General features: G+C 58.2%; 25 protein-coding genes and 5 pseudogenes. 29 read left to right on the top strand and 1 reads right to left on the bottom strand.

Going from position 1 to position 24,781, the window contains the following annotated elements:
- The 17 genes and pseudogenes from SD70_RS28740 to coaD form a co-directional block, all read left to right on the top strand.
- Positions 1-262: RibD family protein (locus SD70_RS28740; protein ID WP_041051979.1), on the top strand; the 262-nt coding region annotated here is incomplete at its 5' end.
- A gap of 3 nt (positions 263-265) precedes the next feature.
- Positions 266-936, top strand: a pseudogene (gene ribE, locus SD70_RS28735) (riboflavin synthase).
- A gap of 60 nt (positions 937-996) precedes the next feature.
- Positions 997-2,202: a bifunctional 3,4-dihydroxy-2-butanone-4-phosphate synthase/GTP cyclohydrolase II gene (locus SD70_RS28730; RefSeq protein WP_041051978.1), complete on the top strand. Its 1,206-nt coding sequence runs from the start codon at positions 997-999 to the stop codon at positions 2,200-2,202.
- Positions 2,203-2,371: 169 nt separating this feature from the next.
- Positions 2,372-2,838 (top strand): annotated as a pseudogene (gene ribH / locus SD70_RS28725) (6,7-dimethyl-8-ribityllumazine synthase).
- Positions 2,838-3,623 carry a segregation and condensation protein A gene (locus SD70_RS28720; RefSeq protein ID WP_041051976.1) on the top strand — a complete coding sequence of 262 codons (786 nt, stop codon included), beginning with the start codon at positions 2,838-2,840 and terminating at the stop codon, positions 3,621-3,623. The pseudogene ribH and the gene SD70_RS28720 overlap by 1 nt, the downstream one beginning before the upstream one ends.
- Entirely contained in the window at positions 3,592-4,203 is a 612-nt protein-coding gene (gene scpB, locus SD70_RS28715; RefSeq protein ID WP_041051973.1) for an SMC-Scp complex subunit ScpB, read from the top strand. The genes SD70_RS28720 and scpB overlap by 32 nt, the downstream gene beginning before the upstream one ends.
- A gap of 146 nt (positions 4,204-4,349) precedes the next feature.
- Entirely contained in the window at positions 4,350-5,054 is a 705-nt protein-coding gene (locus SD70_RS28710; RefSeq protein ID WP_041051971.1) for a DUF2953 domain-containing protein, read from the top strand.
- Positions 5,055-5,169: 115 nt separating this feature from the next.
- Positions 5,170-5,778 carry a GerW family sporulation protein gene (gene ytfJ / locus SD70_RS28705; RefSeq protein WP_082053734.1) on the top strand — a complete coding sequence of 203 codons (609 nt, stop codon included), beginning with the start codon at positions 5,170-5,172 and terminating at the stop codon, positions 5,776-5,778.
- A gap of 168 nt (positions 5,779-5,946) precedes the next feature.
- On the top strand, positions 5,947-6,594 hold the full coding sequence (locus SD70_RS39535) for a cation:proton antiporter domain-containing protein (protein ID WP_052488012.1): 648 nt from the start codon (positions 5,947-5,949) through the stop codon (positions 6,592-6,594).
- Positions 6,510-7,226 (top strand): cation:proton antiporter domain-containing protein, encoded by a 717-nt coding sequence (locus tag SD70_RS39530; RefSeq protein WP_082053732.1) that lies wholly within the window; start codon positions 6,510-6,512, stop codon positions 7,224-7,226. The genes SD70_RS39535 and SD70_RS39530 overlap by 85 nt, the downstream gene beginning before the upstream one ends.
- Positions 7,227-7,645: 419 nt before the next feature.
- On the top strand, positions 7,646-7,945 hold the full coding sequence (locus SD70_RS40685) for an ATP-binding cassette domain-containing protein (RefSeq protein WP_331436855.1): 300 nt from the start codon (positions 7,646-7,648) through the stop codon (positions 7,943-7,945).
- Positions 7,861-9,507 (top strand): ribosomal protection-like ABC-F family protein, encoded by a 1,647-nt coding sequence (abc-f, locus tag SD70_RS28695; RefSeq protein ID WP_331436854.1) that lies wholly within the window; start codon positions 7,861-7,863, stop codon positions 9,505-9,507. Before SD70_RS40685 ends, abc-f begins: the two co-directional genes overlap by 85 nt.
- A gap of 49 nt (positions 9,508-9,556) precedes the next feature.
- The gene (locus SD70_RS28690; protein WP_052488010.1) at positions 9,557-9,817 is read left to right on the top strand and encodes a hypothetical protein; all 261 of its coding nucleotides are present in this window, start codon (positions 9,557-9,559) and stop codon (positions 9,815-9,817) included.
- A gap of 569 nt (positions 9,818-10,386) precedes the next feature.
- Positions 10,387-10,671 carry a hypothetical protein gene (locus tag SD70_RS28685; protein WP_041051969.1) on the top strand — a complete coding sequence of 95 codons (285 nt, stop codon included), beginning with the start codon at positions 10,387-10,389 and terminating at the stop codon, positions 10,669-10,671.
- A 498-nt stretch (positions 10,672-11,169) separates the two neighbouring features.
- Complete coding sequence (locus SD70_RS28680; RefSeq protein WP_041051967.1) at positions 11,170-11,562, top strand: VOC family protein; 393 nt, start codon at positions 11,170-11,172, stop codon at positions 11,560-11,562.
- Between the two features lie 310 nt (positions 11,563-11,872).
- Positions 11,873-12,487, top strand: coding sequence for a 16S rRNA (guanine(966)-N(2))-methyltransferase RsmD (gene rsmD / locus SD70_RS28675; RefSeq protein WP_041051964.1), 615 nt, complete (start codon positions 11,873-11,875; stop codon positions 12,485-12,487).
- Entirely contained in the window at positions 12,474-12,986 is a 513-nt protein-coding gene (gene coaD, locus SD70_RS28670; protein ID WP_041051963.1) for a pantetheine-phosphate adenylyltransferase, read from the top strand. The genes rsmD and coaD overlap by 14 nt, the downstream gene beginning before the upstream one ends.
- A 3-nt stretch (positions 12,987-12,989) precedes the next feature.
- Here the strand turns inward: coaD and SD70_RS28665 are convergent, their stop codons facing one another.
- The gene (locus SD70_RS28665; RefSeq protein WP_041051961.1) at positions 12,990-14,291 is read right to left on the bottom strand and encodes a hypothetical protein; all 1,302 of its coding nucleotides are present in this window, start codon (positions 14,289-14,291) and stop codon (positions 12,990-12,992) included.
- A 115-nt stretch (positions 14,292-14,406) separates the two neighbouring features.
- Between SD70_RS28665 and SD70_RS28660 the strand changes: the two genes are divergently transcribed.
- The 12 genes and pseudogenes from SD70_RS28660 to SD70_RS28605 form a co-directional block, all read left to right on the top strand.
- Positions 14,407-15,501 carry a SepM family pheromone-processing serine protease gene (locus SD70_RS28660; RefSeq protein WP_041051959.1) on the top strand — a complete coding sequence of 365 codons (1,095 nt, stop codon included), beginning with the start codon at positions 14,407-14,409 and terminating at the stop codon, positions 15,499-15,501.
- An 85-nt stretch (positions 15,502-15,586) separates the two neighbouring features.
- Positions 15,587-16,087 carry a YceD family protein gene (locus SD70_RS28655; protein WP_041051982.1) on the top strand — a complete coding sequence of 167 codons (501 nt, stop codon included), beginning with the start codon at positions 15,587-15,589 and terminating at the stop codon, positions 16,085-16,087.
- 64 nt (positions 16,088-16,151) lie between these two features.
- Positions 16,152-16,328, top strand: coding sequence for a 50S ribosomal protein L32 (gene rpmF / locus SD70_RS28650; protein ID WP_041051957.1), 177 nt, complete (start codon positions 16,152-16,154; stop codon positions 16,326-16,328).
- Positions 16,329-16,482: 154 nt separating this feature from the next.
- Positions 16,483-17,073, top strand: a complete 591-nt coding sequence (fapR, locus tag SD70_RS28645) for a transcription factor FapR (RefSeq protein WP_041051955.1) — start codon at positions 16,483-16,485, stop codon at positions 17,071-17,073.
- Positions 17,070-18,073 (top strand): annotated as a pseudogene (gene plsX / locus SD70_RS28640) (phosphate acyltransferase PlsX). Before fapR ends, plsX begins: the two are co-directional and overlap by 4 nt.
- Positions 18,070-19,056: a beta-ketoacyl-ACP synthase III gene (locus SD70_RS28635; protein ID WP_041051954.1), complete on the top strand. Its 987-nt coding sequence runs from the start codon at positions 18,070-18,072 to the stop codon at positions 19,054-19,056. The pseudogene plsX and the gene SD70_RS28635 overlap by 4 nt, the downstream one beginning before the upstream one ends.
- Before the next feature lie 31 nt (positions 19,057-19,087).
- Positions 19,088-20,025: pseudogene (gene fabD, locus SD70_RS28630) on the top strand (ACP S-malonyltransferase).
- Between the two features lie 64 nt (positions 20,026-20,089).
- A pseudogene (gene fabG, locus SD70_RS28625) lies at positions 20,090-20,832 on the top strand (3-oxoacyl-[acyl-carrier-protein] reductase).
- 94 nt (positions 20,833-20,926) lie between these two features.
- Complete coding sequence (locus SD70_RS28620; protein WP_041051952.1) at positions 20,927-21,160, top strand: acyl carrier protein; 234 nt, start codon at positions 20,927-20,929, stop codon at positions 21,158-21,160.
- A gap of 74 nt (positions 21,161-21,234) precedes the next feature.
- On the top strand, positions 21,235-22,470 hold the full coding sequence (gene fabF, locus SD70_RS28615) for a beta-ketoacyl-ACP synthase II (RefSeq protein ID WP_082053731.1): 1,236 nt from the start codon (positions 21,235-21,237) through the stop codon (positions 22,468-22,470).
- 54 nt (positions 22,471-22,524) lie between these two features.
- Entirely contained in the window at positions 22,525-23,226 is a 702-nt protein-coding gene (gene rnc, locus SD70_RS28610; protein WP_041051950.1) for a ribonuclease III, read from the top strand.
- A gap of 207 nt (positions 23,227-23,433) precedes the next feature.
- Positions 23,434-24,781 (top strand): chromosome segregation SMC family protein (locus SD70_RS28605; protein WP_041051948.1); only part of this gene is annotated, 1,348 nt, incomplete at its 3' end.

Here is a 24,781-nt window from a genome sequence, read left to right as displayed (position 1 = left end):
ATCGGTCTCGATTTTTCTTGAAGGCGGCGGCACGCTGAACGGAGCAATGCTGCAGCGGAAGCTCGTCGACAAAATCATCCTCTTTATCGCGCCGAAAATTATCGGCGGCCCGGGTGCACCGTCCGCCTTCCAGTTCGAAGGCTTCGAACGAATGAGCGACGCCGTCCGGCTTACGCGGTTAACGATGGAACGGAGCGGTGAAGACATACTTTTGACCGGGTACCCGGTATATGCGGAAGAGGCGACGGAAGGAGAAGGATAGGCGATGTTTACCGGACTGATCGAAGAAATCGGCGTTGTGCGCCGCATTCAAAAGCAAGGCCAAGCGATGGTGCTATCGATCGGCGCGCGCAAAGTGACGGAGGACGTCCGCCTCGGCGACAGCATTGCGGTGAACGGCGTCTGCCTGACGGTCATCGCTTTCGACAGCGGATCCGTTACGATGGATGTTATGCCCGAAACGTACCGCAAAACAACGCTGAAACAGCTCGCGGCCGGCACCCCCGTCAACCTGGAGCGGGCGGTGGCCGTCGGCACGCGGCTTGGCGGCCACATCGTGCAAGGCCACGTGGATGGCGTAGCAGGATCGCCTCCGGACGGTCCTTGAACTCAAACGCCGTCGTCTTTCGGATCGAGCCGGAACAGCCGACCGCGCTCAAATACGTGCTGCCCGGCGGTTCGATTGCCGTCGACGGCATATCGCTCACCGTGGTTAATGTGGATGATGTCTCTTTCTCGGTCTCCATTATCCCGCATACGCTAGCCGAGACGGTGCTGCAGCACAAACACCCAGGAGATGCGGTCAATCTCGAATGCGATGTGCTTGGCAAATATGTGGAGCGGTTGCTCACTTACCGCGAGCCTGCCGGAGTCCGCGGCGCTTCGCCGGGGGGCAAGCTCACAGCATCGTTTTTGGCCGACCATGGTTTTATCTAGGCAGCATCAGAGAATCACAGCATAAACAACATAAAAATCAATATTCGGGAGGGGAACAAGATGAGAGACCAATTCCGGTTTAACACGATCGAGGAAGCGATTTACGACCTCATCCTGGGCAAAGTCATTATCGTCGTCGACGACGAAGACCGCGAGAATGAGGGAGATTTCGTTGCGATTGCCGACAAAGCGGACGCCGATGTGATCAATTTCATGATTAAGGAAGGGCGCGGACTCGTTTGCGTGCCGATTACCGAGGAGCGGGCGCAAGAGCTCGATCTGCCGCCGATGGTGAACCATAACACCGACTACCATGGCACCGCCTTTACCGTCTCCGTCGATCATGTCGAGACGACGACCGGCATTTCCGCGTTCGAGCGGGCGCAAACGGTGCGCGCGATGATCGATCCGAACACGCGGCCGCAGCATTTTCGCCGTCCGGGGCACATTTTCCCGCTCATCGCCAAAAAAGGCGGAGTGCTGCGCCGCGCCGGCCATACCGAAGCCGCCGTCGATCTGGCGCGCATGTGCGGATCGTATCCGGCTGCGGTCATCTGCGAAGTGATCAAGGAAGACGGGACAATGGCCCGCGTTCCGGATCTGATGGAAATTGCCGCGAAGCACGGCTTGAAAATCGTTACGATTCAGAACCTGATTCATTACCGCAACGAAAAAGAGAAGCTCGTAAAGCGCGAAGTCGAAGTGAAGTTGCCGACCGATTTCGGCACGTTCACGACGATCGCTTATACGAATGAGGTCGACAACAAGGAGCATGTTGCGCTTGTCAAGGGCAAAATCGACAGCGATACCCCGACGCTCGTGCGCGTTCACTCCGAATGCTTGACCGGCGACGTGTTCCATTCCCACCGCTGCGACTGCGGGCCGCAGCTAGCCGCAGCGCTGCAGCAAATCAACGACTACGGTTCGGGCGTGCTGCTGTACATGCGGCAGGAGGGGCGAGGCATCGGCCTCATCAATAAATTGAAGGCATATTCGCTGCAGGAGCAGGGATTGGACACGGTCGAGGCGAATATAAAGCTGGGATTCGCTCCCGATTTGCGCGACTACGGCATCGGAGCGCAAATTTTGAAAGACCTCGGCGTCCGCAAAATTCGCCTTCTCACCAACAATCCGCGCAAAATCCGCGGGCTCGAAGGCTACGGCTTGCAAGTCGTTGAGCGGGTGCCGATCCAAATACCGGCTGGCGAAGACAACGCGGGCTACTTGCGTACGAAAAAGCTGAAGCTCGGCCATATGCTGAAATAAGGGCAAGAGCCCTCATCGGAGACAAGGCCGATCGCGGAGCAGAGGATGGAAATGAACCGGAGAACGCGACTTTAACGGAGGCCGGAGGTTCATTTCCACCGCCGCGCAGCCCTTTCGGCCTAAACCTAACTTAGCCTGCCAAAAAAACATACAACGGAGGAACCTTACTATGAAAATGTACGAAGGACAATTAGTATCGCAAGGCTTAAAATACGGCATCGTTGTCGGACGTTTCAACGAATTCATCACTTCGAGCTGCTGAGCGGCGCTCTCGATGCCCTGAAGCGTCATGGCGTAGAAGAGGATGAAATTGAAGTGGCCTGGGTACCGGGTGCGTTCGAAATCCCGCTCATTGCGCAAAAAATGGCGGAGAGCAAAAAGTACGACGCCGTCATTACGCTTGGGGCGGTGATCCGCGGCTCGACGCCTCATTTTGACTATGTGTGCAACGAAGTGGCGAAAGGTGTAGCGGCTATCTCGCTCAAGACCGGCGTACCTACGATTTTCGGCGTCCTGACGACCGATTCGATCGAACAAGCGGTTGAGCGCGCCGGCACGAAAGCCGGCAACAAAGGCTGGGAAGCGGCGTCGACGGCGATTGAGATGGCGAACCTGGCGCAGCAGTTTATGGAATAATGAAGGTAACGTATAAATTAGAAATTTTCGAAGGGCCGCTCGATCTGCTCCTTCATCTCATCGACAAGAACGAGATCGACATTTATAACATCCCGATCAAGGAAATTACCGATCAGTATATGGAATACGTGCATGCGATGCAGGAGCTGGAGCTCGATGTGACGAGCGAGTTTCTGGTGATGGCAGCGACACTGCTCTCGATCAAAAGCAAAATGCTGCTGCCTAAGCCGCCGGTGATCGAGTTCGACTACGAAGACGACTACATGGACGAGGATTTCGACCCGCGAGCCGAGCTCGTGCAAAAGCTGATCGAATACCGCAAGTATAAAGCGATCGCCGATACGCTGCGGGAAAAGGAGCTTGACCGGAGTCTCATCTATACGCGCGAGCCGGAAGATTTGACGCCGTTTCAACCGACAGTGCCGCAAAACCCGGTCGAAGGCCTCGATATCGCCGACCTGCTGCTGGCTTTCCGGCGAACGCTGCGCAAAATGGTGACCCGCAATGCGGTAGCCAAAATTCAGCGCGACGAAATTTCCGTCAAAGACCGGATGAAGCAAGTGGTCGAGCTGCTCGATCAGCGCGGAGGCAAGCTGTTGTTCTCCAAGCTGCTGGACGGCGAGCAGACGAAGGATGACATAATCGTGACGTTCCTGGCGCTCCTTGAGCTGATGAAGGTGAAGCAGATCGAGTGTTACCAGCACCGGTTGTTTGACGATATCGTCATCCAGAAGAGAGAAGGGGCGAATGCAGATGGATTTTGGGGCGATGAAATCAGCTATTGAAGGACTGCTGTTCGCCGCCGGCGACGAGGGGCTTGACGCCAAGGAGCTGGCCGACGTGCTTGAGGTCGATGCGCATCTGGTCCGGGAGCTCGTGCAGGAGCTGCAAGCCGAGCTGAGGCGGGGCCGCCGCGGCGTGCAAATCGTCGAAGTGGCGAACGCCTACCAGATGACAACGGTGCCGGAGCATGCGCCTTATTTCGAGCGTCTCGCAGCCGCGCCGACGCGCTCTTCGCTGTCGCAGGCAGCGCTCGAGACGCTGGCAATCGTCGCTTACAAACAGCCGATCACGCGCATCGAAATCGAGGAAATCCGCGGCGTCAAATCGGATCGCGCGCTGCAAACGCTCGTTGCCAAAGAGCTGATCCACGAAGTCGGACGAGCCGAAGCCGTCGGCAGGCCGATTTTGTACGGCACCACAAAGCAGTTTTTGGAATATTTCGGTTTGCGCAGTCTGGACGATTTGCCGGAGTCGTCGGCTTTTGAAAACATGTTCGATTTGGAAGAAGAAACGAGGCTGCTGTTCGACAAGCTGGACGATAACAAGCAAATGACGATCGACGATGTGGCCAAAGAAGAATAGCCGCCGTGCGAGTTGCCTTATGCTGACGGGCTACCTGCGATCCGCCTCGGTTGCCCGAATGTTTTCGCCAACGAGGGCCATACTAACTCCGATCCGCTGTACATAGCGCGGTCGGAGTTTTGTGCTTTCAGGAGGATCATGGCGGTATGGCATCGTTTTCACTTTGGCTTCTCGTTATCGTGTTGCTCGCTGCGGCCATCGCGGTCGTTCTCGGCAGCCGCATTCAAGCCGAGCTCGTCGTTTCGCGTTTTCATAGCAACGATCGCATTACGGTCGATGTACAGGGGCTGTTCGGACTGCTTCGTTACCGCATCCATGTGCCGATGATCAATTTTCGCAACTTGTACGACGGTTTCACGTTCAGGAAAAAGACGGACGATGCGGTAAAGGCGACGGCAGAGGGGGCGTCGGAAGTTCATTTGACGCGGGAACGCATCATGGCTTATTACGAACGCATAAGGCTGCTGACCAAAAACGTATTCAACCTGCAAGATTGGATGAAACAGACGCTGCATCGGATCGAATGCACGCATTTTGTATGGAGCACGCGCGTCGGCATCGGCGATGCCCCGGAGACGGCCGTTGTTACCGGCCTCGTGTGGGGCGTCAAGGCTTCGCTGCTGCGTTTCATGTTCGGACGCATCAGCTTGAAAACGAAGCCTGGCATCCAAGTATCGCCGCAATATAATATGCAGACGTTTTCGTCCGAACTGACGTGCAGGCTGCAAATTCGGGTCATTCATGTGCTGGGGGCGGTTATGCGGCTTCTGCCGCATATCTGGAAAGGCAAACGCGACTGGGAATCGTGGCAGCATATTTTTTCGCGGCCGCGCCTGAAAGGAACGGGCTGACGCCGGCGCGAGGCTCATACTTTTCGCCGCCACGGGCATGCTACACGTGTATGATCTCAAGAACTATATCGCTTCCGTATAAGGAGCACCAACACTAGCCCAAGGAGGAATAAGCATGTCCACCCATCCGATCGAAGGTTTAATGAAAGTGGCGATGGAAAATATTAAAGAAATGGTCGACGTCAATACGATCGTAGGCGACCCTGTGGAAACCCCGGATGGCAGCGTCATTATGCCGATTTCCAGAGTAGGCTTCGGATTCGCGGCGGGCGGCAGCGAATTCAAGGTCGACGGGGAGTCGGAATTTTTAACGACGACAGCCGTTCAACGCGGGGACGTTCACAACGCGTCCGTCATGCTCCCGTTCGGCGGCGGCAGCGGCGGCGGCGTATCGATTACGCCGATTGCTTTTCTTGTCGTCGGCAAGCAAGGCGTCAAAGTCGTTCCGCTCGATAACCAGACGCATATTTGGGAGCGCCTGATCGATTCCGCGCCTCAAGTGGTCGACAAAATTCAAAGCATGATGAAGGGCGGACAAGGCGCCGGCGCCATGACGGGATCGCCCGGTATGTCCGGAGCAGGAGGCATGACCGGAGCTGCAGGCATGACCGGTGCCGCAGGCATGACCGGAGCTGCAGGAACGAACGCTGCGGGTTCGGCAGCCGGCACTTCGGCGGGCCCGACCGTCAACCAGAAAAACGACGGCCAGAACTTCATCGTCTGACCGTCGCGATGCAGGAGCGTTCCCTCCGGCGGGGAAACGAACTCTTGCCTGCAGGCCAGAGATCCCGTATAATCTACCAATGACATCATTATATCGGGGTCACATGGAGGAGGCTGTCACTGACGGCCTCTTTTTGCCGTTTTCATGGACTCGCAGGAGGTAGCACATTTGCATTCGCACACGCTTGAAATCGCTCAATACTGGTTGTTTACCGCATTTATTTTGCTTATTACCGGTACTTTGATGAGCAAGGCAGCAGAATGGCTCCGGCTGCCGGACGTTGCCTTGTTCCTCTTGGCTGGCATAGCTCTCGGGCCGCAAATGCTCGGCGTTGTCAATTTGCCTGCGGATTCGGTTGCAAACCAGCTCGTTCTCGTGTTCGGCGCTTGTTTGATTTTGTTTCATGGCGGTACGATTACGAGTTTGGGTGTTTTGCGGCAAGTATGGGTGACGATCACTCTGCTCTCCACCGTAGGCGTCGCCATAACCGCTTTCGTGATGGCCGGCGCGGTCACCTGGCTGTTCGGCATTCCGCTGCTCAGCGCATTGCTGCTCGGAGCCATTTTGGCTTCGACCGATCCCGCCGCCCTCGTGCCGATTTTCCAAAAATTCCCGATCCGCCCGAAGGTCGCGCAGACGGTCATTACCGAGTCGGCGTTCACCGATGCGACAGGCGCGATTATGACAACGATCGTATTTGGCATGATCGCCTCCGGCACGTCAACCGGCGTATGGTCCATCGGCTGGCAGTTCGTGCAGCTCGCCTTCGGCGGCATACTGATCGGCGCCGTCGTTGCTTTATCGCCGCATTCCTGATTTCCGAAAACGATCGCGGCCTGCTCAAGCAATATACGCCAATGGTTACGGTGCTGACCGTGCTGGCCGCCTATTTGCTGGCGGAGAAGGTGCACGCCAGCGGCTTTATGGCAGTGTTCGCCGCCGGGCTTGTCGTCGGCAACGCGTCCCGCATCGGCCTCACGGTGCTTCCAGAGCAAGCGCATGCGGCCCACGACTTTCTGGAAACGATCTCGCTGAAGCTGCGAATGCTTATTTTTATTGCACTAGGCAGCCAGGTGGACTTTGCCGTGCTGCGCGAATACGGTCTGCTCAGCATTGCTGCGGTGGCGGTTTTTATGCTCGCGGCGCGGCCGATTACCGTGCTGGCCAGCCTGCTTCCCGACCGCAAAGCGGCGTGGAAAGCCCGCGAGGTACTGTTTTTCTTCTGGACGCGCGAGACCGGGGTCATTGCCGCTGCGCTTGTCGGGATCGTATCAGCCGCGAAGCTGCCCGGCAGCGACTTGATGGCGGCGGTGACGTTCGTTGCCATTTTGGCGACGCTGCTGCTGCAAGCAGGCACGACGCCCGCTGTAGCGAAGGCGCTCGGCTTGCGCGAGGACGCTTCTGCAGACAGGGCGAGCACATCCAGCGCAGGAAAGTTTTCTTCATAACGAAACTGTCCGTGTCCAAGGATCTGTCTTTAGGATATACTTTAATCTAAGTGTCACAAATCAAGCGCGGAGGTACACTAACGCCATGAAGTAATCGCATTTTCTCGCTGATCGCTAACGCCTATTTATGGATAGGGCTGCTGCTTTGCGGCAGGCGACGGGAGAAGTGCGTCTTCGGGCGAAGTTATAACGATGAAGGCAGGCCGGCAGGCTGGCGGAGACATGGCCGAACATGTCTTTGCAAGACTCTAACGGCCCGCTGCGCCGTCGTTTCCGCCTACGTCACGTTCCCTTTCGCCGCCGGGCTGCGCCCAGCGGTTTTTTTGCTACGTCAGAAAGTATAAGCCGAGCCTGTTACTTGATTGAATTCCGTGCGAGAAGGACGGCCATGGTGCATTGCTGAGCAAAAGGGGGACGATATGATGCCAATTGTTATAGCTGAAAAATTGCGTAAAGAATGGAACGGACGGACGATTTTCGAGAATGTCGATCTTGAGGTAGGGGAACGGGAGCGGGTCGCTCTGTTCGGACCGAACGGATGCGGCAAAACGACGCTGCTTTCGCTCCTGCTGGGCAGATCGAGCCGGACGCGGGCAGAGTCAAGCTGGACGTACAGCCAGAGCAATGCGGGTGGATGGAGCAGCATTTGGACTCGGCGGTTACCGACCTTCCGCTGCTGGAATTCGTTTACAGCTCGGATCCGCTTCGGTTTGAGCTGAAGCGAACGATGGAAAAGCTGCAGGCGGAGCTCCAGCCTGATCCGGGAGCGACGGGCTACGAGCGCTATTTGGCGGCATTGGACCGATATATGGAGGCGGACGGGTATGTATGGGAAGCGGAAGCGGAACGGACGCTGCTGCAGATGAAGCTCGGGCCCGAGCTGTGGCACATGCCGTTTGAAACGCTTAGCGGCGGGCAAAAAACGAGGGCGCAGCTGGCCCGCCTGCTTGTGCGAAAGCCGAAGCTGCTCGTCCTCGACGAGCCGACGAACCATCTTGATTCCGACACGCTGCTATGGCTGGAACAGTGGCTGGACGCTTATCCGGGCACGGTGCTGTTCGTTTCGCACGACCGGGCGTTTCTCGACCGGATCGCGACTTCGATCTATGAGCTGAGCGCCAAAGGCGGCGTCAAATACCCGGGAGGTTATACGAAATACCGCGAACAGAAAGAGCTGGAGAGGCGCGAACAGGAGGCGCTTTACCGCAAGCAGCAGCTAGCGCGGGAGGCGCTCCTCGAAAGCATCCGCATGTATGCCGAATGGTACCGGCAAGCCGACCGGGACGCGGGAAAGCAAAGCGAAGTGAAAATTACAGCATCGTACTACAAAGCGCGAGCCACTAAACATACGTCTCGTCTGCGCGCCAAGGAGAAAGAGCTGGAGCGCCTCGAGAGCGAAGCGGTGCAGAAGCCGAGAGATGCTGCGCAGCTGAAAGTCCGGTTCGAGACGAGCGAATTCCGGGCGCAAACGCTGCTGCGGCTCGAGGGCGTCCGCTTCGCCTGGACGGCGGACGGGAAGGAGCTGCTGCGCGGGCTGACGATGGCCGTCGAGCGCGGCGACCGGCTTGCCGTGCTCGGACGTAACGGCGCGGGCAAAAGCACGCTGCTCAAGCTGCTCATCGGCCAGCTGCAGCCGACGTCCGGAGCATTCTTGCGCAGCCCGCAGACGCGAATCGGGTATTTCTCGCAAGAGCTCGAGCTGCTGGCGCCCGAGGAGACGATATTGGACAGTTTGCTCGCCATACCTGACATGACGCAGTCTACGGCGCGCACGCTGCTCGGTTGCTTTATGTTCGGCGGCGACGATGCGTTCCGCCGCATCGGCTCGCTGAGCATGGGTGAGAAGTGCCGCGTCGCCTTTCTCCGCCTATATTTTAGCGGGGCCAATCTGCTGGTGCTCGACGAACCGACGAACTATCTCGACGTCGATACGAGAGAGCGGGTGGAGGAAGCGTTGGAGCGCTATCCGGGAGCGCTGGTGCTCGTTTCGCACGACCGTTATTTGGTGCGGCGGCTGGCGGACCGGCTGCTTTTTCTGCCCGGCGACGGCAGCTCGGAGCTGTTCGAAGGAGGGTTGGCCGAGTATGAGGAAGCCGTGAACCGGCGCGCAGCGTTGACCGGCGATCCGCAGCTTGCCGGAGAAATCGCCGCGCTGGAACTTCAGCTCGCGCGATGGATGGCGGAAAGCGCCGGGACGGAGGAAGAAAACGCCGCGCTGCTGAACAAAATCGGCCAGGCCAGACGCCGTTTGGACGAACTTCGTGCGCAACTTTTTGGATAAAACGCGCGTCTTACGTAAAAAGAACGGTCAAGGAGGCGGGCACAACCGGATGAAGCGAATGAAGCTGCTGCAAGTATTCGAGGTGGACGGGATTACGCCGAAGCACCGGTCGAGCCGCTGGAACTACGACCATATGCAGGGCAAATTGTTTCGTGAGCTGAAACCGACCCGCGTCGGCGACCATATGATGCTTTTTCCGGAAGGGGAATACGAGCCGATTTTAACGACGACCGTGCAGGCGATCGACATCGAAGGCATCGATATGAGAGTGCTGACGCGCAATTCCATTTACCATTTCGAATTATCGTAACTCCGGCACCAACAAGAGCGAGCCGCATGATCGAGGGTAGCGCAAGCTGTCTCGGTCATGCGGCTCTTTATTTTACCGCGATCCGCCGCCGGAACCCGCGAGCGGCACGAATATTTGGCCGGTTTGCGGGCCGGAATATTGGATCGTCCCCGGCGAAGTCCCGCCTGTCGTGGAAGCTCCGGTGAATTGCGGAGAATAGCTTCCCGGAGCATGCCCATAGTATGTGCCCGGAAATAGCCCGGAGTAGGGGCCGGTGTAAGGACTGGTGGGGTAAGGACTAGAGTAAGGCATCATTGGGTATGTGCCGGGGGAATATCCGTAGTAGGGCATCTGGTATGCGCCAGGATAAGAGCTAGCATATTGTCCCGGGAAAGGGGTATACGGAAACGCGTAAGGGGAAAGTGCCATCGTGAAGTACCTCCAATTTTATTTGTTGGAACAACGTATGCTGGCTTAGGCAATCGTGTGCTTTTCCGGTCGCGGACCGGATAATCGGAAACGGCTGCATAGCGGAGGCACAAATTGCAAACGACTAAGCATGATACATTTTGCAGCAGGAGGATGGGACGATGGCCCAGCAAAATCAACAGCAACAAGATCAGCAGCAAAATCAACAGCAGCAAAATCAACAACAGCAAAATCAGCAGCAGCTGCAACAAGTGCAGCAAGCGGCGCAGCAAGCCCAAAACGCGGCGGAGAAAACGAAGCAAGTCGCGCAGCAAATTCAATTGGGCGCTGCTTCGGCGCAAATTGAGGACGCCCAGCAGCAAATACAGCAAATCGAGCAGCAAGTTCAACAAGCGCAGCAGACGACGCAACAGCTCCGGCAAAATATGCAATCGAGCGGCAGCTGATAACCGGCTTGACTGGCTACAAAAAGCTCTAACCCAGCCTCTGCGGAGACTGGGTTAGAGCTTTATGATTGTATAACCCCGAATGGGGATGGGATTGGGTCGGCTGTTTTGGGGGGCAAGAAGGGAAAGGAGAGCGATCGGGAATAGGCGGCGGGCGAAACCGAGGGGGAGCGGCCCCGACCGTTTCTGCCTTTTCCCTTCCTGCTGCTTTTATTCTATGATCTAATCTATGAAGTGCTTGGACGAATTGAGAGAGGGAAAACGTTTTTTCCCGCGCGTTCGCCACGGTGGCGGTACGTCATTCTTTTGAAATATGCTCCTGAACGCATCCAAGCCGGTCGGCTTCGGATATTAGTCGGGAAGTAGACCGATTGCGTTGGAAGGGGGCTATTTCATTTTGTTTGGTTAGTAAACCAGATGGGTAGGTAAAAATGGTAGACAAAGGAACGTATGTTCCGTAAAATGGAAGTAAAAACATTGCTGAGGAGGAATTAAGCAATGAGTAAGGGCACTTCTGCTGCAATCCCGATGCTGGCCGTTCATAATGCCAACCAGGCAATTGAGTTTTACACAAAAGTTTTTCGTGCCGTAGAGATAAGCAGAATGATTACGAACGACGGGAAAATTGAACATTCCGAGGTAAAAGTAGGTGATGCCCGCATTATGATTGCGGACGAATTTCCCGGAAACAATCGTTCTGCAAAATCGCTCGGCGGCACACCCGTCATCATCTATTTATACGTCGATAATGTCGATGATACAGTGCAAAGAGCTGTAGATGAAGGCGCTATATCCCTCAGACCAATTCAGGACTTGCCGCATGGAGACCGTGCGGGAAAAATTGAAGACCCGTTCGGTCATGTATGGATGGTTGCTACCGCGCTCAGCTAAAACGGGTAATAAGAAATGGAATAAATTTATTGGAAAAGAGCCGAACGTGTCGGCTCTTTTGACTTTATTGGCTGCAAAAAAATTCGGGCTCCCTTACGGGAGCCTTCATGGGAGAGGAGAAACCGGACGAAGAGCTTATGGGGAAACGTAAGTCTTCTCCGCGGTTGTCTACGGCATCTCAGATGCCGATACTCCAAGGATGGACACGTTTGCCAGCTTTTATACGCGGGCAGGAAAATTTTTGTGCGGACTTAAGCGAATGTGCTAATATAGCGAAAGACAACAGAGATGAAACGGGTGAGAAGCGAAGATGAGGGTCATTTCCGGCAGCGCCAAAGGGCGGCCGCTCAAGGCGGTGCCCGGCATGGGCACGAGGCCGACTACGGACAAAGTCAAGGAAGCGTTGTTTAGCATGATCGGGCCGTATTTTGACGGCGGCGCAGCGCTCGATCTGTTTGCAGGTACGGGCGGGCTCGGCATCGAGGCGCTGAGCCGGGGAATGGAGCGGGCGGTGTTCGTGGACAGCGATGCCAGGAGCGTCGACGTCGTCCGCCGCAATCTCGAGGCGACGCGCCTTGCGGAGCGGGCGGAAGTGTACCGGAACGATGCGTTCCGGGCGCTGAAGGCGCTGGCGAAGCGCAATGCGGCGTTCGAGCTCGTTTTTCTCGATCCGCCTTACCGGCTCAAGATTATAGCCGATCTATTGACCGAACTGCAGACGTTGCAGCTTCTGAAGCCGGAAGCTACGGTCGTCGTCGAGCATGACGCAGGCGATGTGCACGACCTGCCGGTAGGCCGGCTTGTACCGCGCAAGCGCGCCGATTACGGCGAGACGTCCATCACGTTGTTTCATTACGAGTACGAACGGGAGCCGCTGCCGTCGTCAGGCGCGGAAGATAAGGAGCGAGGCCATGAATCAGTCTAATTGGAAGCACGGCATTACGGTGGCGGTTTATCCGGGAAGCTTCGATCCGGTGACGAACGGGCACCTTGACATTATTCACCGCGCGGCGAAAGTGTTCGACAAACTGATCGTCGCCGTACTTAACAATTCCAGCAAAAACCCGCTCTTCACGGTCGAAGAACGGGTCGAGCTGTTGCGCCAGGTTACGAAAGACGTGCCGAACGTGGAAATCGATTCGTTCCGCGACCTGCTCGTCAATTACTTAAAATCGCGCGACGTGCACGTGGTGGTGCGGGGACTCAGGGCGGTGTCGGACTTCGAACTGGAGCTGCAGATGGCGTCCATGAATAAGAAGCTGCACAGCGAAATGGAAACGTTCTTTATGACTTCGAATCCGACGTATTCGTATTTGAGCTCGAGCATCGTGAAGGAAATCGCCCGTTTCCACGGTCCCGTTACCGATCTGGTGCCGGACGAAGTGGAGCAGGCGTTAAAGCGCAAGTTCGGCAGCAACCCGTAGCCGTTACACGCTGCTGCGCCGAGCCCGCATAGCGCTAACGAGGAACGAACCCGCAAGCATGGCCGCTAGCAGCAGCGCCAGCAAAATAAGCGGCGGCAGCGGCTGCGGATATGCCGCGAGCGCCGCAGCGCTTCGCTGCGCGGCATAGCCCTCATCGGCAAAGCTTGGTTCTGCCCCGAGCCAAACGGACAGCGGCCCCCACGCAGCGAAGGTGAACACGTACGAGTAAGCGGCGTGCAGCAAACGGGCGGCGAGAAACGGACCGTATCGCAGCTTCGCTTCATAGGTCAAGCTCTGCACCTGGGCGTGCGACGAGAGCCCGCCCCAACCGAGCAGCGCGGCGACGAATGCTGCGAGCGGCGCCCCGGCGAAGCCCGATTGCTGGGAGGCGGCGTACGAGCCGATATGCACTTCGAGCAGCCCGCTTACGGCGCTGCGCACGGCGTCCCGGATGCTGTCGGTTTGCAGCGCATACGCCGCCGCTTCCTGGAGCAGCCGAATCGCTTGCGTAATGTCGATAATTTGCACCGTTACGGAGAAAATGATCATGTACCCGCCGATCATCATGAGCGTTTGCACGGAAGCGGAGACCGAGTCGCCGAGCAGCTTGCCGAACGGGCGGCCGTCTTTGGCATGCGCCTCGCGCAAAGCGTCGTAAGCCCGGCGCAGCAAAGCGCCGCCCGGAGCAGGTACGTGTGCTGCGGGTGGCGTCAGCGCAGCAGAATCGGTTTGGGCGACGGGAACGAGCGCCGGCGTCTCGGCCGAGGCGCTGCGCATCGGCCATAGCCGCAACGTCAGTCCGACGGCGAACGCCGCCGCCGCGTGAATGGCCGCAAGCGCCAACCCGAGCCGGCCGCTATGCAGAAATCCGGTGCCGACTACCGTCACGATGAACACCGGACTGCAAAGATGGGATACGGCGAGCAGCCGCTCGGCCTCGCCCCTGCTGAGCAGCCCTTGTTTGTGCAGCAGTGCCGTCGCCCGCGCCGCAGCCGGCTGGCCGATCGTCCCGCCCATGGCCAGTGCCCAGCCGCCGACGCCGGGAATGCGCAGCATGCCGCGCATAAGCGGCTCGAGCAGCGCCCCGAGTGCGTGCACAAAGCCGAAGCCGAGCAGCATTTCCGATAGAATGAGAAAAGGAAGCAGCGCCGGAAAGACGTACTTCCACCAGACGGTCAAGCCGTGCAGCGAAGCGGCAAACGCTTGATCGGGATACGCGATGATGGAGACGACGAGCAGCGCCGCCACGAGAGCAAGCAGCGCCGTGACGCGCCGGCTGCTTGCCGCTTGCCTGTTGCCGGACATAGCCACACCTTCTTCGGACGGAGTTGCTACATGTGTACGCGCTTGTCCGAGCGTTTAGACCTGAGCTGCGCTCTGCTTGGATGGCACCGCGTTTTTACGAGAAGGGGGAATCTTGATGCCCAGACAACTGGCGCAGCTGCGCCGCTATTTGCTGGCGGCCTTCATCGGCTTCGCAGCCGCTTACTTGCTGCTTTTCGTGCCGCTTCCGTATTATATTCTGATGCCGGGCTCGGCCGAGCCGGTCAAGCCGATGGTCCATCTGGCGCAAGGCGAGCCGGCGGAAAAGGGCGTATTCCTGCTTACCACCGTCGGCGGCAGGGACGCCAATCTGCTCAATTATTTCATCGCTCTGGTCGATCCGAACGAAGAGCTCGTCAAGAAGAAAGACATGTTCGGCGACGAATCGATCCAGGACTACTCGCAGCGGCAAGAGTACGTCATGCTGACGTCGCAGAGCGATGCGATGCAGGCCGCTTACCGCAAAGCCGGGGTGCCTTACGAGATCAAAAACGAGGGCGTCATGGTATTGCGGACGCTGCCGGGCTATCCGGCGGAACGCATTTTGCGCGGCGGCGACTATTTGCTGCAGATCGACGAGACGCCGATCCGTAAAGCGCAAGATTTGCTCGATTTTTTAAAGGGGAAAAAGGCCGGGGATACGGTCAAAATTGCGTACCGCCGCAATAAAGCGAACGATTCCGCGACGATGACGCTGGCGACGCTGCCTCAAGATAAGGACGCCGCGGGCAAGCCGCTGCCGCCCAGACCGGGACTTGGCTTCGTGCCGGGCGACGTGCAGTCGGTGCAAGCGAGCGATGCGAGCAAGCAGCTGGCGGTCAAGACGGAAGATATCGGAGGGCCTTCGGCCGGGCTCATGTTTTCGCTCGAAATGTACGCCCAGCTGACAGGCAAAGACTTGACGAAAGGGTACCGCGTCGCCGGCACGGGCACGATCGACCCGAACGGGCAAGTTGGCGTGATCGGCGGCATCGAACATAAAATTGTCGCGGCCGAACGGGAGCACGCGGACGTTTTTTTCGCGCCGCAAGATTTGTACCCGAAGCAAGGGGAGAAGTTCCAGCCGGTGCTGAATTACAGCGCAGCTGTGAAGCAGGCGAAAAAGATCGGTTCGAAGATGAAAATCGTACCGGTAACGACGATGGACGATGCGCTTCGCTACCTGGACGGGCTTACCGCCAAAAGCGGCTGACGCGGCAGCGGTTAAAACAAAGGGCAGGTTGACAAAATAGAAGGAATGTCGCTATAATTATTTTTGTTTGTTTGGGGTGATGCACATGCTGTTGAATATGAAGGAAGTGGCAACGAAGGAAGCTGCGGTGCGCCTCCAAGGCCGCATCGACTTGTCCGAGTCGCTGCGCGCGCGGGGCGATGTCGTGCAGGCAGGGGCAGCCGAAGCGTCACTCGAAGCCGTTCCGGCCGGCCAAGCCGTCGTCGTTCACGGCACAGTTTCCATTGAGGTCGAACAGCGCTGCGCGCGTTGTTTGGAGCCGGTAAAGCAGCAGCTTCGCATTCCTTTTCAGGAATCGTTCACCATATCGTCCGAAGCGGCGGAGAAAGACGATGAACTGAACCTCGTAGACGAGGAAAAAATCGTTCTCGATCCTTATGTGGAGGAAGCGGTACAGCTGGGCATTCCCTACATACCGCTCTGCAAGGATGAATGCGAGGGGCTTTGTCCCGTCTGCGGCAAAAACCGCAACAAGGAAGCATGCGATTGCAAACAGGAAAAAATCGATCCCCGTCTGGCCGGGCTGGCGGATTTTTTCAACGATTAACATGTAGTTCGCGAGGGAAACAGCTTCCGCTTGCGAGCGAATCGCTTTGAAGGAGGTGGGAATGATGGCAGTACCTTTTCGAAAAGTATCCAAAACTCGCCGCGACAAGCGCCGCACTCACTTTAAGCTGGAAGTGCCGGGCATGGTGAAATGCGAGCAATGCGGAGAGCTGAAGCTGTCGCACCGCGTTTGCAAAAACTGCGGTACGTACAAAGGCCGGGAAATCGTATCCCAAGGGTAAGTCCATATCGCAAACAATAGTACTTCATACGCCAATGAAGTGCTATTTTTTTTGCGTTCGCGAGCATAATTTAATATACTACAGTTTAGTACTTGGTTATAAGAGGTGCTATACATATTTGACCAACGTTTATGGGGGAGGGGGGGCCAGAGCGATGGAACGCATTCCAAAGCGCGAGCGGCAGCGGAAGCTGCTGGCGGCGATTGAAGCCAACCCGTTCGTAACCGACGAAGAGCTGATGCGCACGTTCGCCGTCAGCATTCAGACTGTCCGGCTCGACCGGCTTGAACTCGGCATTCCCGAGCTGCGCGAGCGGATCAAAAGCATGGCAGAGAAATCGTACGATCAAGTTCGGACGTTGCCGCTGCACGAAGTGATCGGCGAAGTCATCGATCTTCAGCTCGATACGAGCGGCATCTCGATATTTGAAATCGGCGAAGAGCACGTGTTCTCCCGGAACAAAATCGCCCGCGGCCACCATATTTTCGCTCAGGCGAACTCGCTGGCGGTGGCGGTCATTAACGACGAGGTGGCGCTAACCGCCTCCGCCGACATCCGTTTCCTGCGCGCCGTCAGGCTCGGCGAAAAATGTATCGCCAAAGCGTATGTGCGCTCCATCTCGCGCGGCAGAGCGAAAGTGGAGGTACTGACGGTGATTGGCGAGGAGACGGTGTTTCAAGGACATTTTCTCATTTACCATTCGCGAAAAGACAAGCGCAATACCCAAGGAGGCAGCACGGAATGAACATCGCGGTAGACGCTATGGGCGGAGACAATGCACCGGACGCGATCGTGCAAGGGGTGATCGAAGCCGCCAAAGAGTGGCCGGACACCCGGCTCACGCTCGTCGGCGATGAGGCGCGACTTACGCCGCTGCTGCAAGGGGCGCCCGGCAACGTGTCGATTCGGCACGCTTCGGAAACGATCGAAGCCGAGGACGAGCCGGTGCGGGCCGTAAGGCGCAAAAAAGATTCGTCGATGGTTGTCGCCGGCACATTGGTCAAGGAAAAGCAGTGCGAAGCGATGATTTCCGCCGGCAATACCGGCGCGCTCATGGCGACGGGGCTGCTCGTCGTCGGCCGCATCCCCGGCATCGAACGTCCTGCGCTGGCGCCGATGCTGCCGTCGATGAGCGAAGGCGGGACGCTCTGTCTCGACCTCGGGGCGAATATGGACGCTTCGGCGCAGCATTTGCTGCAGTATGCCATTATGGGCAGCATTTACCGCAGCCGCGTCGACGGCCTGCAGCGACCCCGGTGCGGCCTGCTCAACGTCGGTACGGAAGCGGGCAAAGGGAATGAATTGACGAAAGCGGCGTATCCTTTACTGGAAGAAGCGCCTGTCCACTTCGTCGGCAACGTGGAAGCGCGCGATGTGCTGAAGGGGGCTTGCGACGTGCTCGTCTGCGACGCTTCGCCGGCAACATTATGCTGAAATCGGTGGAGGGGGCGGCGTCGGCCATTTTCTCCGTGCTGCGGGAGGAATTTACCCGGGGGATCATGACGAAGCTGGCTGCGCTCATTTTGAAGCCCGGACTCTCCGCTTTCCGCAAAAAGCTCGATTACAACGAATACGGGGCGGCGCCGCTGCTCGGCATCGACGGCTTATGCCTGAAAAGCCACGGCTCGTCCGGCGCGCAAGCGATCAAAAACGCGGTGCGGCAAGCCCGTCTTGCCGTGAACAATAACCTGGTGCAAGCGATCAAGGACGAATTCAGCAAGTGGGAGACAGGGGGAGCACAATGAGCTTGAAGCCGGTCGGAGTATTGGGATCGGGGTATTACGTGCCGGAGCGGGTACTAACGAACCGCGAGCTGGAACAAATGGTCGATACGAACGACGAATGGATCGTTACGCGCACCGGCATACGCGAACGGCGCATCGCGGCGCCGGAACAGGCGACATCCGATCTCGCTTACGAAGCTGCGAAGAAGGCGATCGAGCGGGCGGGCATTCAGCCGGAGGACATCGACCTTATTATCGTTGCTACGATTACGCCGGATATGGCCTTTCCGTCGGCGTCGTGCCTGCTGCAAAACAAGCTCGGCGCGAAAAAGGCGGCGGCCTACGATTTGGGGGCGGCTTGCGCAGGTTTCATCTACGGGCTGGCGAACGCCTCCAATTTCATCGCGACGGGGATGTACAAATACGCGCTCATCGTCGGCGCCGACTGCTTGTCGCGCATTACCGACTATGAAGACCGCAACACGTGCATTTTGTTCGGTGACGGCGCCGGCGCGGTCGTCATCGGGGAAGTGCCGGAAGGGCGCGGCTTCCGTTCGTTCGAGCTCGGCGCCGACGGCTCCGGCGGCGAGCTTCTGAAGCTGCCGGGCGGCGGCTCGCGTTCCCCCGCGTCGGCGCTGACGGTAGACGAGCGCCAGCACTATATTTACATGAACGGCAGCGAAGTGTTCAAGTTCGCCGTGCGCATTATGGGGACGGCTGCCGAAGAGGCGCTGCGCAAAGCGCGGCTGAACAAGAAGGACATCGACCTGCTCATTCCGCATCAGGCGAACATCCGCATCATTCAATCGGCTTTAAACCGGCTCGAGCTGGACGAGTCGAAGTGCCAAATCAATATCGACCGTTACGGCAATATGTCGGCGGCGTCGATTCCGGTTGCACTGGCGGAAGCGGCGGAAGCCGGCAAAGTAAGCGAGGGCGACGTGCTCGTCATGGTCGGCTTCGGCGGCGGCCTCACATGGGGCGCGTCCGTGCTCGTTTGGTAAAGGCGCAAGTGCGATAAGGGAGAGATCATTTGTGGGTAAACTGGCTTTCGTATTTCCGGGACAAGGCGCGCAAGCGGTAGGTATGGGGAAAGACGCTTATGAGGCGAGCGATGCGGCGCGGCGCCGTTTCGAGGAGGCGGACGCGGCGCTCGGCGAGAAGCTGTCGGACATCATATTTCAAGGGCCGGACGAGCTGCTGAGGCAGACCGCCAATACGCAGCCGGCGCTGCTGGCGACGAGCATCGCCTATTTGGAGGCGTTCCGCGCAGCCGGCGTAACGCCGGATTATGTCGCCGGGCACAGCCTCGGCGAATATAGCGCACTCGTCGCGCCGGCGTGCTTGACTATGCCGATGCGATCCGCACCGTGCGGGCGCGCGGCCGCTTTATGGAGGACGCCGTGCCGGGCGGGCGCGGCGCGATGGCCGCGGTGCTCGGCGCCGAACGCGAAGCTCTCGCGCAGCTGTGCGCGGCGGTGACGGATGGCGGCGCGCTCGTCGAGCTGGCCAACGTCAACTGTCCCGGGCAAATCGTCGTCTCCGGCTCGAAGGAAGGCGTTCAGGCCGTCGCCGAGCGCGGCAAAGAGATCGGCGCCAAGCGCGTCATTCCGCTTGAAGTGAGCGGACCGTTCCATTCGTCGCTCATGAAGCCCGCGGCCGACCGGCTTGCCGGCACGCTGGCGGAAGTGGCGATGCAAGACCCCAAAGTGCCCGTTGTCGCCAACGTAACGGCGCGTCCGGTGACCGAGGCGGAGACGATCCGCCGGCTGCTCGTGGAGCAAGTCGTGTCGCCGGTGCTGTGGGAAGATACGGTTGCCTGGCTCGTCAGCCAAGGCGTGGACACGTTCGTGGAGATCGGCTCAGGGACCGTTTTGGCGGGGCTCATCAAGAAGACGGACAAGTCTGTGAAAGCCGTTTCGATCAACAGCCTCAGCGCTATTGACGCGTTTATCGCCGGGGCTGGCGCGTGAGTCGCGTGCGCAACGCGCAGGACGAAGCATTTTGATCTGTATGGAGAGAGGAAGTGCTGCGAATATGCTGACTGGGAAAACAGCGCTCGTAACGGGCGCTTCGCGCGGCATCGGCCGGGCCATCGCGCTGACGCTGGCCGAAGCCGGGGCCGACGTCGTCGTCAATTATGCCGGCAGCGAGGCGGCGGCTGCGGAAGTCGTGCGGCAAATCGAAGCAATGGGCCGCAAATCGATCAAGCTGAAAGCCAACGTCGCCAGCGCCGAAGAGGCAGAGGAAATGGTGAAACAAACGCTCGAGGCGTTCGGTCGCCTCGACATTCTCGTCAACAACGCCGGAATTACGCGCGACAACTTGATCATGCGGATGAAGGAAGAGGAGTTCGACGACGTCATTAACACGAACCTGAAGGGCGTGTTCAACTGCATCAAAGCGGTGACGAGGCCGATGATGAAGCAGCGCTCCGGACGCATCGTCAATATTTCTTCGGTCGTGGGTGTTCTCGGCAATCCGGGGCAAGCTAACTACGTTGCGGCGAAAGCGGCGTCATCGGCCTCACGAAGGCGACGGCACGCGAGCTCGCTTCGCGCGGCATTACCGTCAACTGCGTGGCGCCGGGATTTATCGAGACGGATATGACCGACAAGCTGGGGGAAGAGACGCGGACAAGCTTGCAGACGCAAATTCCGCTCGCCCGCCTCGGACAGCCGGAAGATATCGCCAAAGCGGTCCGCTTCCTGGCGTCCGATGACGCCGCATACATGACCGGCCAGACGCTGCACGTCGACGGCGGCATGTACATGGGCTAAGCCTTCCGGGCGGCACTATGAAAGGGGTTTGCGGGAGCCACTGGCATTCTGTACAAGTTTCTCGTATAATACCAAGGAGGAGGTGAAGAACCGGATGTCCGACGTTTTGGATCGTGTGAAACGAATTGTAGTCGATCGTCTTGGGGTAGAAGAATCGGAAGTCACCCTCGAAGCGAATTTCAAAGACGACTTAGGCGCTGATTCTCTCGATGTAGTAGAATTGGTGATGGAACTCGAGGACGAGTTCGATATGGAAATTTCTGATGAGGATGCAGAAAAGATCACCACCGTAGGAGAGGTAGTCAAATACATAGAATCTCATACGTAACCGACAAGTCCCGTCTCGCACGGGACTTCTCCTCATTTAGACGCGTTACCAATTGTCAGGACGAGGTGGGCAGAGTGAATCGAGTCGTTATCACCGGCATGGGAGTCGTTACCGCGCTGGGGCAAGACCTGAATACGTTCTGGGGCAATTTGATGGAGGGTGTGTCCGGTGTAAGCCACATCGAATCGTTCGACGTCAGCGAGTACCCGACCCGCATCGCCGCGGAAATTAAAGAGTTCAACGCGGAAGACTTTATCGACCGCAAGGAAGTCCGCAAAATGGACCGTTTCGTGCAGTTCGCATCCGTTGCTGCGATTAAAGCTCTGCGGGATGCCGGTCTCGACGTGAAAAACGATGCCGATCCGGAACGCGTCGGAGTGGCGATCGGCTCTGGCATCGGCGGCGTCGCTACGTGGGAGGAGCAGCACAAAACGCTTCTCGAACGCGGACCGAAACGGGTATCTCCGTTTTTCATTCCGATGATGATCGCCAATATGGCTTCCGGTCAGGTGTCGATTTTGACCGGTGCCAAGGGACCGAACACGACGACCGTAACCGCTTGCGCAACCGGCTCGCACGCGATCGGCGATTCGATGCGGATGATTCAGCGCGGAGAAGCCGATGTCATGATTTGCGGCGGTGCCGAGGCGACCATTCGACCGACCGCGCTCGGCGGTTTTTGTGCGATGCGCGCCATGTCGACGCGCAACGACGAGCCGACCAAAGCGAGCCGTCCGTTTGATTTGGGCCGCGACGGCTTCGTGATGGGCGAAGGCGCCGGCGTCCTCGTCATCGAGTCGCTTGAACACGCTCAGAAGCGCGGCGCTCGCATTTACGGCGAACTGATCGGCTACGGTATGAGCGGCGACGCGTTCCATATGACAGATCCGGATCCGGATGGAGCCTCACGTTCCATGAACAAGGCTCTCAAGGACGCAGGTATCGAACCGACGGCAGTGGATTACATTAATGCGCACGGAACTTCGACCCCTCCGGGAGACAAATCCGAGACAGAGGCGATTCGACGGACGTTCGGAGATCACGCTTACAAGCTGGCGGTATCGTCCACGAAATCGATGACCGGCCATTTGCTTGGCGCGGCAGGCGGCGTGGAAGCGATTATCAGCACGCTTGCGCTCGTCAATGATCGCATACCGCCGACGATTAACCTGGACAATCCGGATCCGGATTGCGATCTCGACTATGTGCCGCATAAACCGCGCGACGCCAAGTTGAACGTTGTCCTGTCGAACTCGTTCGGGTTCGGCGGCCACAACGCGACGATCATTATGCGCAAGTACGAAGCCTAAATCCGGCCATGGCCTCGGGGAAAGCCACGGCCGCCCCGACGTCAGAGGTGAACGATGAACAAAGATTTGCACGTACTGCAGCGCCGTTTAGGCATTCGCTTCCGCAAACCGGCGCTGCTGAAGCAGGCATTCACGCATTCTTCCTACGTGAACGAACACCGCATGGAGGCGCGGCAAGACAACGAACGGCTCGAGTATCTCGGCGACGCGGTACTGGAGCTGGCGGTTTCGGACTATTTGTTCCATACGTATCCGGAACGGCCGGAAGGCGAGCTGACGAAGCTGCGCGCATCGATCGTATGCGAGCCTTCGCTCGTCGGCTTTGCGGAGCGCCTCGAATTCGGGGCGTTCGTGCTGCTCGGCAAGGGCGAAGAGCTAACCGGGGGACGAACGCGCCCGGCGCTTCTCGCCGACGTATTCGAGTCGTTCGTAGGCGCCTTGTATCTCGACCAAGGGTTCGAGGCGGCGCAATCGTTTTTGCGGGAGCACATGTTTGCGCATTTGCCCGAGCTCGGCAAGCCGCGCATCGCCGACTACAAGACGCAGCTGCAGGAGCATATTCAGCAGCTCGGTCAAGGGCCGCTCGATTACCGCATCGTAGAGGAGCGCGGTCCTGCGCACGAACGGGAATTCGTCGCCGAAGTGTACGCGGCGGACGGCCGTCTGCTCGGTGCCGGCGCAGGGCGTTCGAAGAAGGAAGCGGAGCAGCAGGCGGCTTCTCAGGCGCTTGCGGCGATGGGCGTGCCGATCGGCTGATGCGGACTGGAAACAGCTCGGAACCGGAGTGCCGGGGCCGGGCTGTTTTCGCTCCGTCAGTATGTATAAGCTGCGCTTATACTAGGCTGACTCCGCTGCGGTAAACGCGCTCGTCCATAAGGACGGCGTAAGCCGTTTATCCTTAGCTTTGCGGACTCTATATATTTTGCGCGGTTCTTGCTACAATAGGCGAGAGGTGGGAAGAGCATGTTTCTGAAACGGATCGAGCTGTCCGGATTCAAATCGTTCGCGGATAAAACGGAATTGGAATTCGTGAAAGGGATTACGGCCGTCGTCGGCCCGAACGGCAGCGGCAAAAGCAACATTTCCGACGGCATCCGCTGGGTGCTCGGGGAGCAAAGCGCGAAGTCGCTGCGCGGCGGGAAGATGGAGGACGTCATCTTTGCCGGGAGCGATGCGAGAAGGGCCGTCAACTACGGGGAAGTATCGCTGACGCTGGACAACGCGTCGGGGGCTTTGCCGCTCGATTTTCAGGAAGTGACTGTCACCCGGCGCGTGCACCGCAGCGGCGAGAGCGAATATATGATCAATAAACAGCTGTGCCGCTTGAAAGACATCACCGAGCTGTTTATGGACACCGGCATCGGCAAGGAAGCGTATTCGATTATCGGCCAAGGCCGGATCGAAGAAATACTTAGCACCAAATCCGAGGACCGGCGGGCGATTTTCGAAGAGGCGTCGGGAATCGTGAAATATAAATCGCGCAAGCGGGAAGCCGAGCGCAAGCTGGACGATACGGAGCAAAATTTGCTGCGCATCCACGATCTCGTATCCGAGCTGGAAGACCAGATCGAGCCGCTGCGCGAGCAGTCGGAAAAAGCGATCCGTTACAAAGGCTTGCGCGAGGAGCTGAAAAAAAGCGAAATCGCGATGTACGTGCACCAGATCGACCAAGTGCACGCCCAGTGGAAGGAAACGAGCGAAATTGCGGAGCGGCTGAAAAAGGATCAGCTGGCCTTGTCGACGGTCGTCAGCAAGCACGACGCCGAGCTGGAGACGCACCGCGCGGAGACGCGCCGTCTCGACGCCGAGCTCGACAAGCTGCAGAACGAGCTGCTGCAAATTTCCGAAGAGTTCGAGAAGTGCGAAGGCTACGGCGAGGTGCTGAAGGAAAGGAAGAAAAACTACGGCGCGCAGCGCGAGCAGCTGACGGGCTCGATTGCCCTGCTGGAACAACGCAAGGCGGAGCAGGAGGCAGAGCTTGCCGAAGCGCGGGACAAGCTGACTGCCGTGCAGGCGCAGCTGTTCGAGCTGCAGGCCCAGCTTGGCGCCGAAGAGCAGCGGCTGCTCGGCGTTGCCGGCGATCTCAGCATGGGCACGGAGGAACAGCTGAAAGCCGAGCTGCTGGACAAGCTGAACCAGATGGCGCAGGTGAAGAGCGGCATCCGCTACGGCGAGCAGCAGGCGGAGGCGATCGTCCGCCGTCTGGAGCGGCTCGACGAAGAGCGCGGCAAATGGGAAGAGCAGCAGCGCGGCATCGAGGTGCGCAAAGCGGAACTGGAGCGGAGACTGGAGCGGCCGCCAAGCACGATTG

This window comes from Gordoniibacillus kamchatkensis, from assembly GCF_000829455.1.
In the GTDB taxonomy this organism is placed as follows: Bacteria; Bacillota; Bacilli; order Paenibacillales; family NBRC-103111; genus Gordoniibacillus; species Gordoniibacillus kamchatkensis.
This window is presented reverse-complemented; position numbering and strand designations above follow the sequence as displayed.

Bases quoted from the DNA above. Each gene is read 5' to 3' on its own strand.
- abc-f (WP_331436854.1), top strand. From the start codon at position 7,861: ATGGAGCAGCATTTGGACTCGGCGGTTACCGACCTTCCGCTGCTGGAA.
- SD70_RS28685 (WP_041051969.1), top strand. From the start codon at position 10,387: ATGGCCCAGCAAAATCAACAGCAACAAGATCAGCAGCAAAATCAACAG.
- SD70_RS28665 (WP_041051961.1), bottom strand. From the start codon at position 14,291: ATGTCCGGCAACAGGCAAGCGGCAAGCAGCCGGCGCGTCACGGCGCTG.
- SD70_RS40685 (WP_331436855.1), top strand. From the start codon at position 7,646: ATGATGCCAATTGTTATAGCTGAAAAATTGCGTAAAGAATGGAACGGA.
- SD70_RS28720 (WP_041051976.1), top strand. From the start codon at position 2,838: ATGAAGGTAACGTATAAATTAGAAATTTTCGAAGGGCCGCTCGATCTG.
- coaD (WP_041051963.1), top strand. From the start codon at position 12,474: ATGAATCAGTCTAATTGGAAGCACGGCATTACGGTGGCGGTTTATCCG.
- SD70_RS28690 (WP_052488010.1), top strand. From the start codon at position 9,557: ATGAAGCGAATGAAGCTGCTGCAAGTATTCGAGGTGGACGGGATTACG.
- SD70_RS28680 (WP_041051967.1), top strand. From the start codon at position 11,170: ATGAGTAAGGGCACTTCTGCTGCAATCCCGATGCTGGCCGTTCATAAT.
- SD70_RS28710 (WP_041051971.1), top strand. From the start codon at position 4,350: ATGGCATCGTTTTCACTTTGGCTTCTCGTTATCGTGTTGCTCGCTGCG.
- rsmD (WP_041051964.1), top strand. From the start codon at position 11,873: ATGAGGGTCATTTCCGGCAGCGCCAAAGGGCGGCCGCTCAAGGCGGTG.
- SD70_RS28620 (WP_041051952.1), top strand. From the start codon at position 20,927: ATGTCCGACGTTTTGGATCGTGTGAAACGAATTGTAGTCGATCGTCTT.
- ytfJ (WP_082053734.1), top strand. From the start codon at position 5,170: ATGTCCACCCATCCGATCGAAGGTTTAATGAAAGTGGCGATGGAAAAT.
- SD70_RS39530 (WP_082053732.1), top strand. From the start codon at position 6,510: ATGGTCCATCGGCTGGCAGTTCGTGCAGCTCGCCTTCGGCGGCATACT.
- rnc (WP_041051950.1), top strand. From the start codon at position 22,525: ATGAACAAAGATTTGCACGTACTGCAGCGCCGTTTAGGCATTCGCTTC.
- scpB (WP_041051973.1), top strand. From the start codon at position 3,592: ATGGATTTTGGGGCGATGAAATCAGCTATTGAAGGACTGCTGTTCGCC.
- SD70_RS28730 (WP_041051978.1), top strand. From the start codon at position 997: ATGAGAGACCAATTCCGGTTTAACACGATCGAGGAAGCGATTTACGAC.
- SD70_RS28635 (WP_041051954.1), top strand. From the start codon at position 18,070: ATGAGCTTGAAGCCGGTCGGAGTATTGGGATCGGGGTATTACGTGCCG.
- fapR (WP_041051955.1), top strand. From the start codon at position 16,483: ATGGAACGCATTCCAAAGCGCGAGCGGCAGCGGAAGCTGCTGGCGGCG.
- rpmF (WP_041051957.1), top strand. From the start codon at position 16,152: ATGGCAGTACCTTTTCGAAAAGTATCCAAAACTCGCCGCGACAAGCGC.
- SD70_RS28660 (WP_041051959.1), top strand. From the start codon at position 14,407: ATGCCCAGACAACTGGCGCAGCTGCGCCGCTATTTGCTGGCGGCCTTC.
- SD70_RS28655 (WP_041051982.1), top strand. From the start codon at position 15,587: ATGCTGTTGAATATGAAGGAAGTGGCAACGAAGGAAGCTGCGGTGCGC.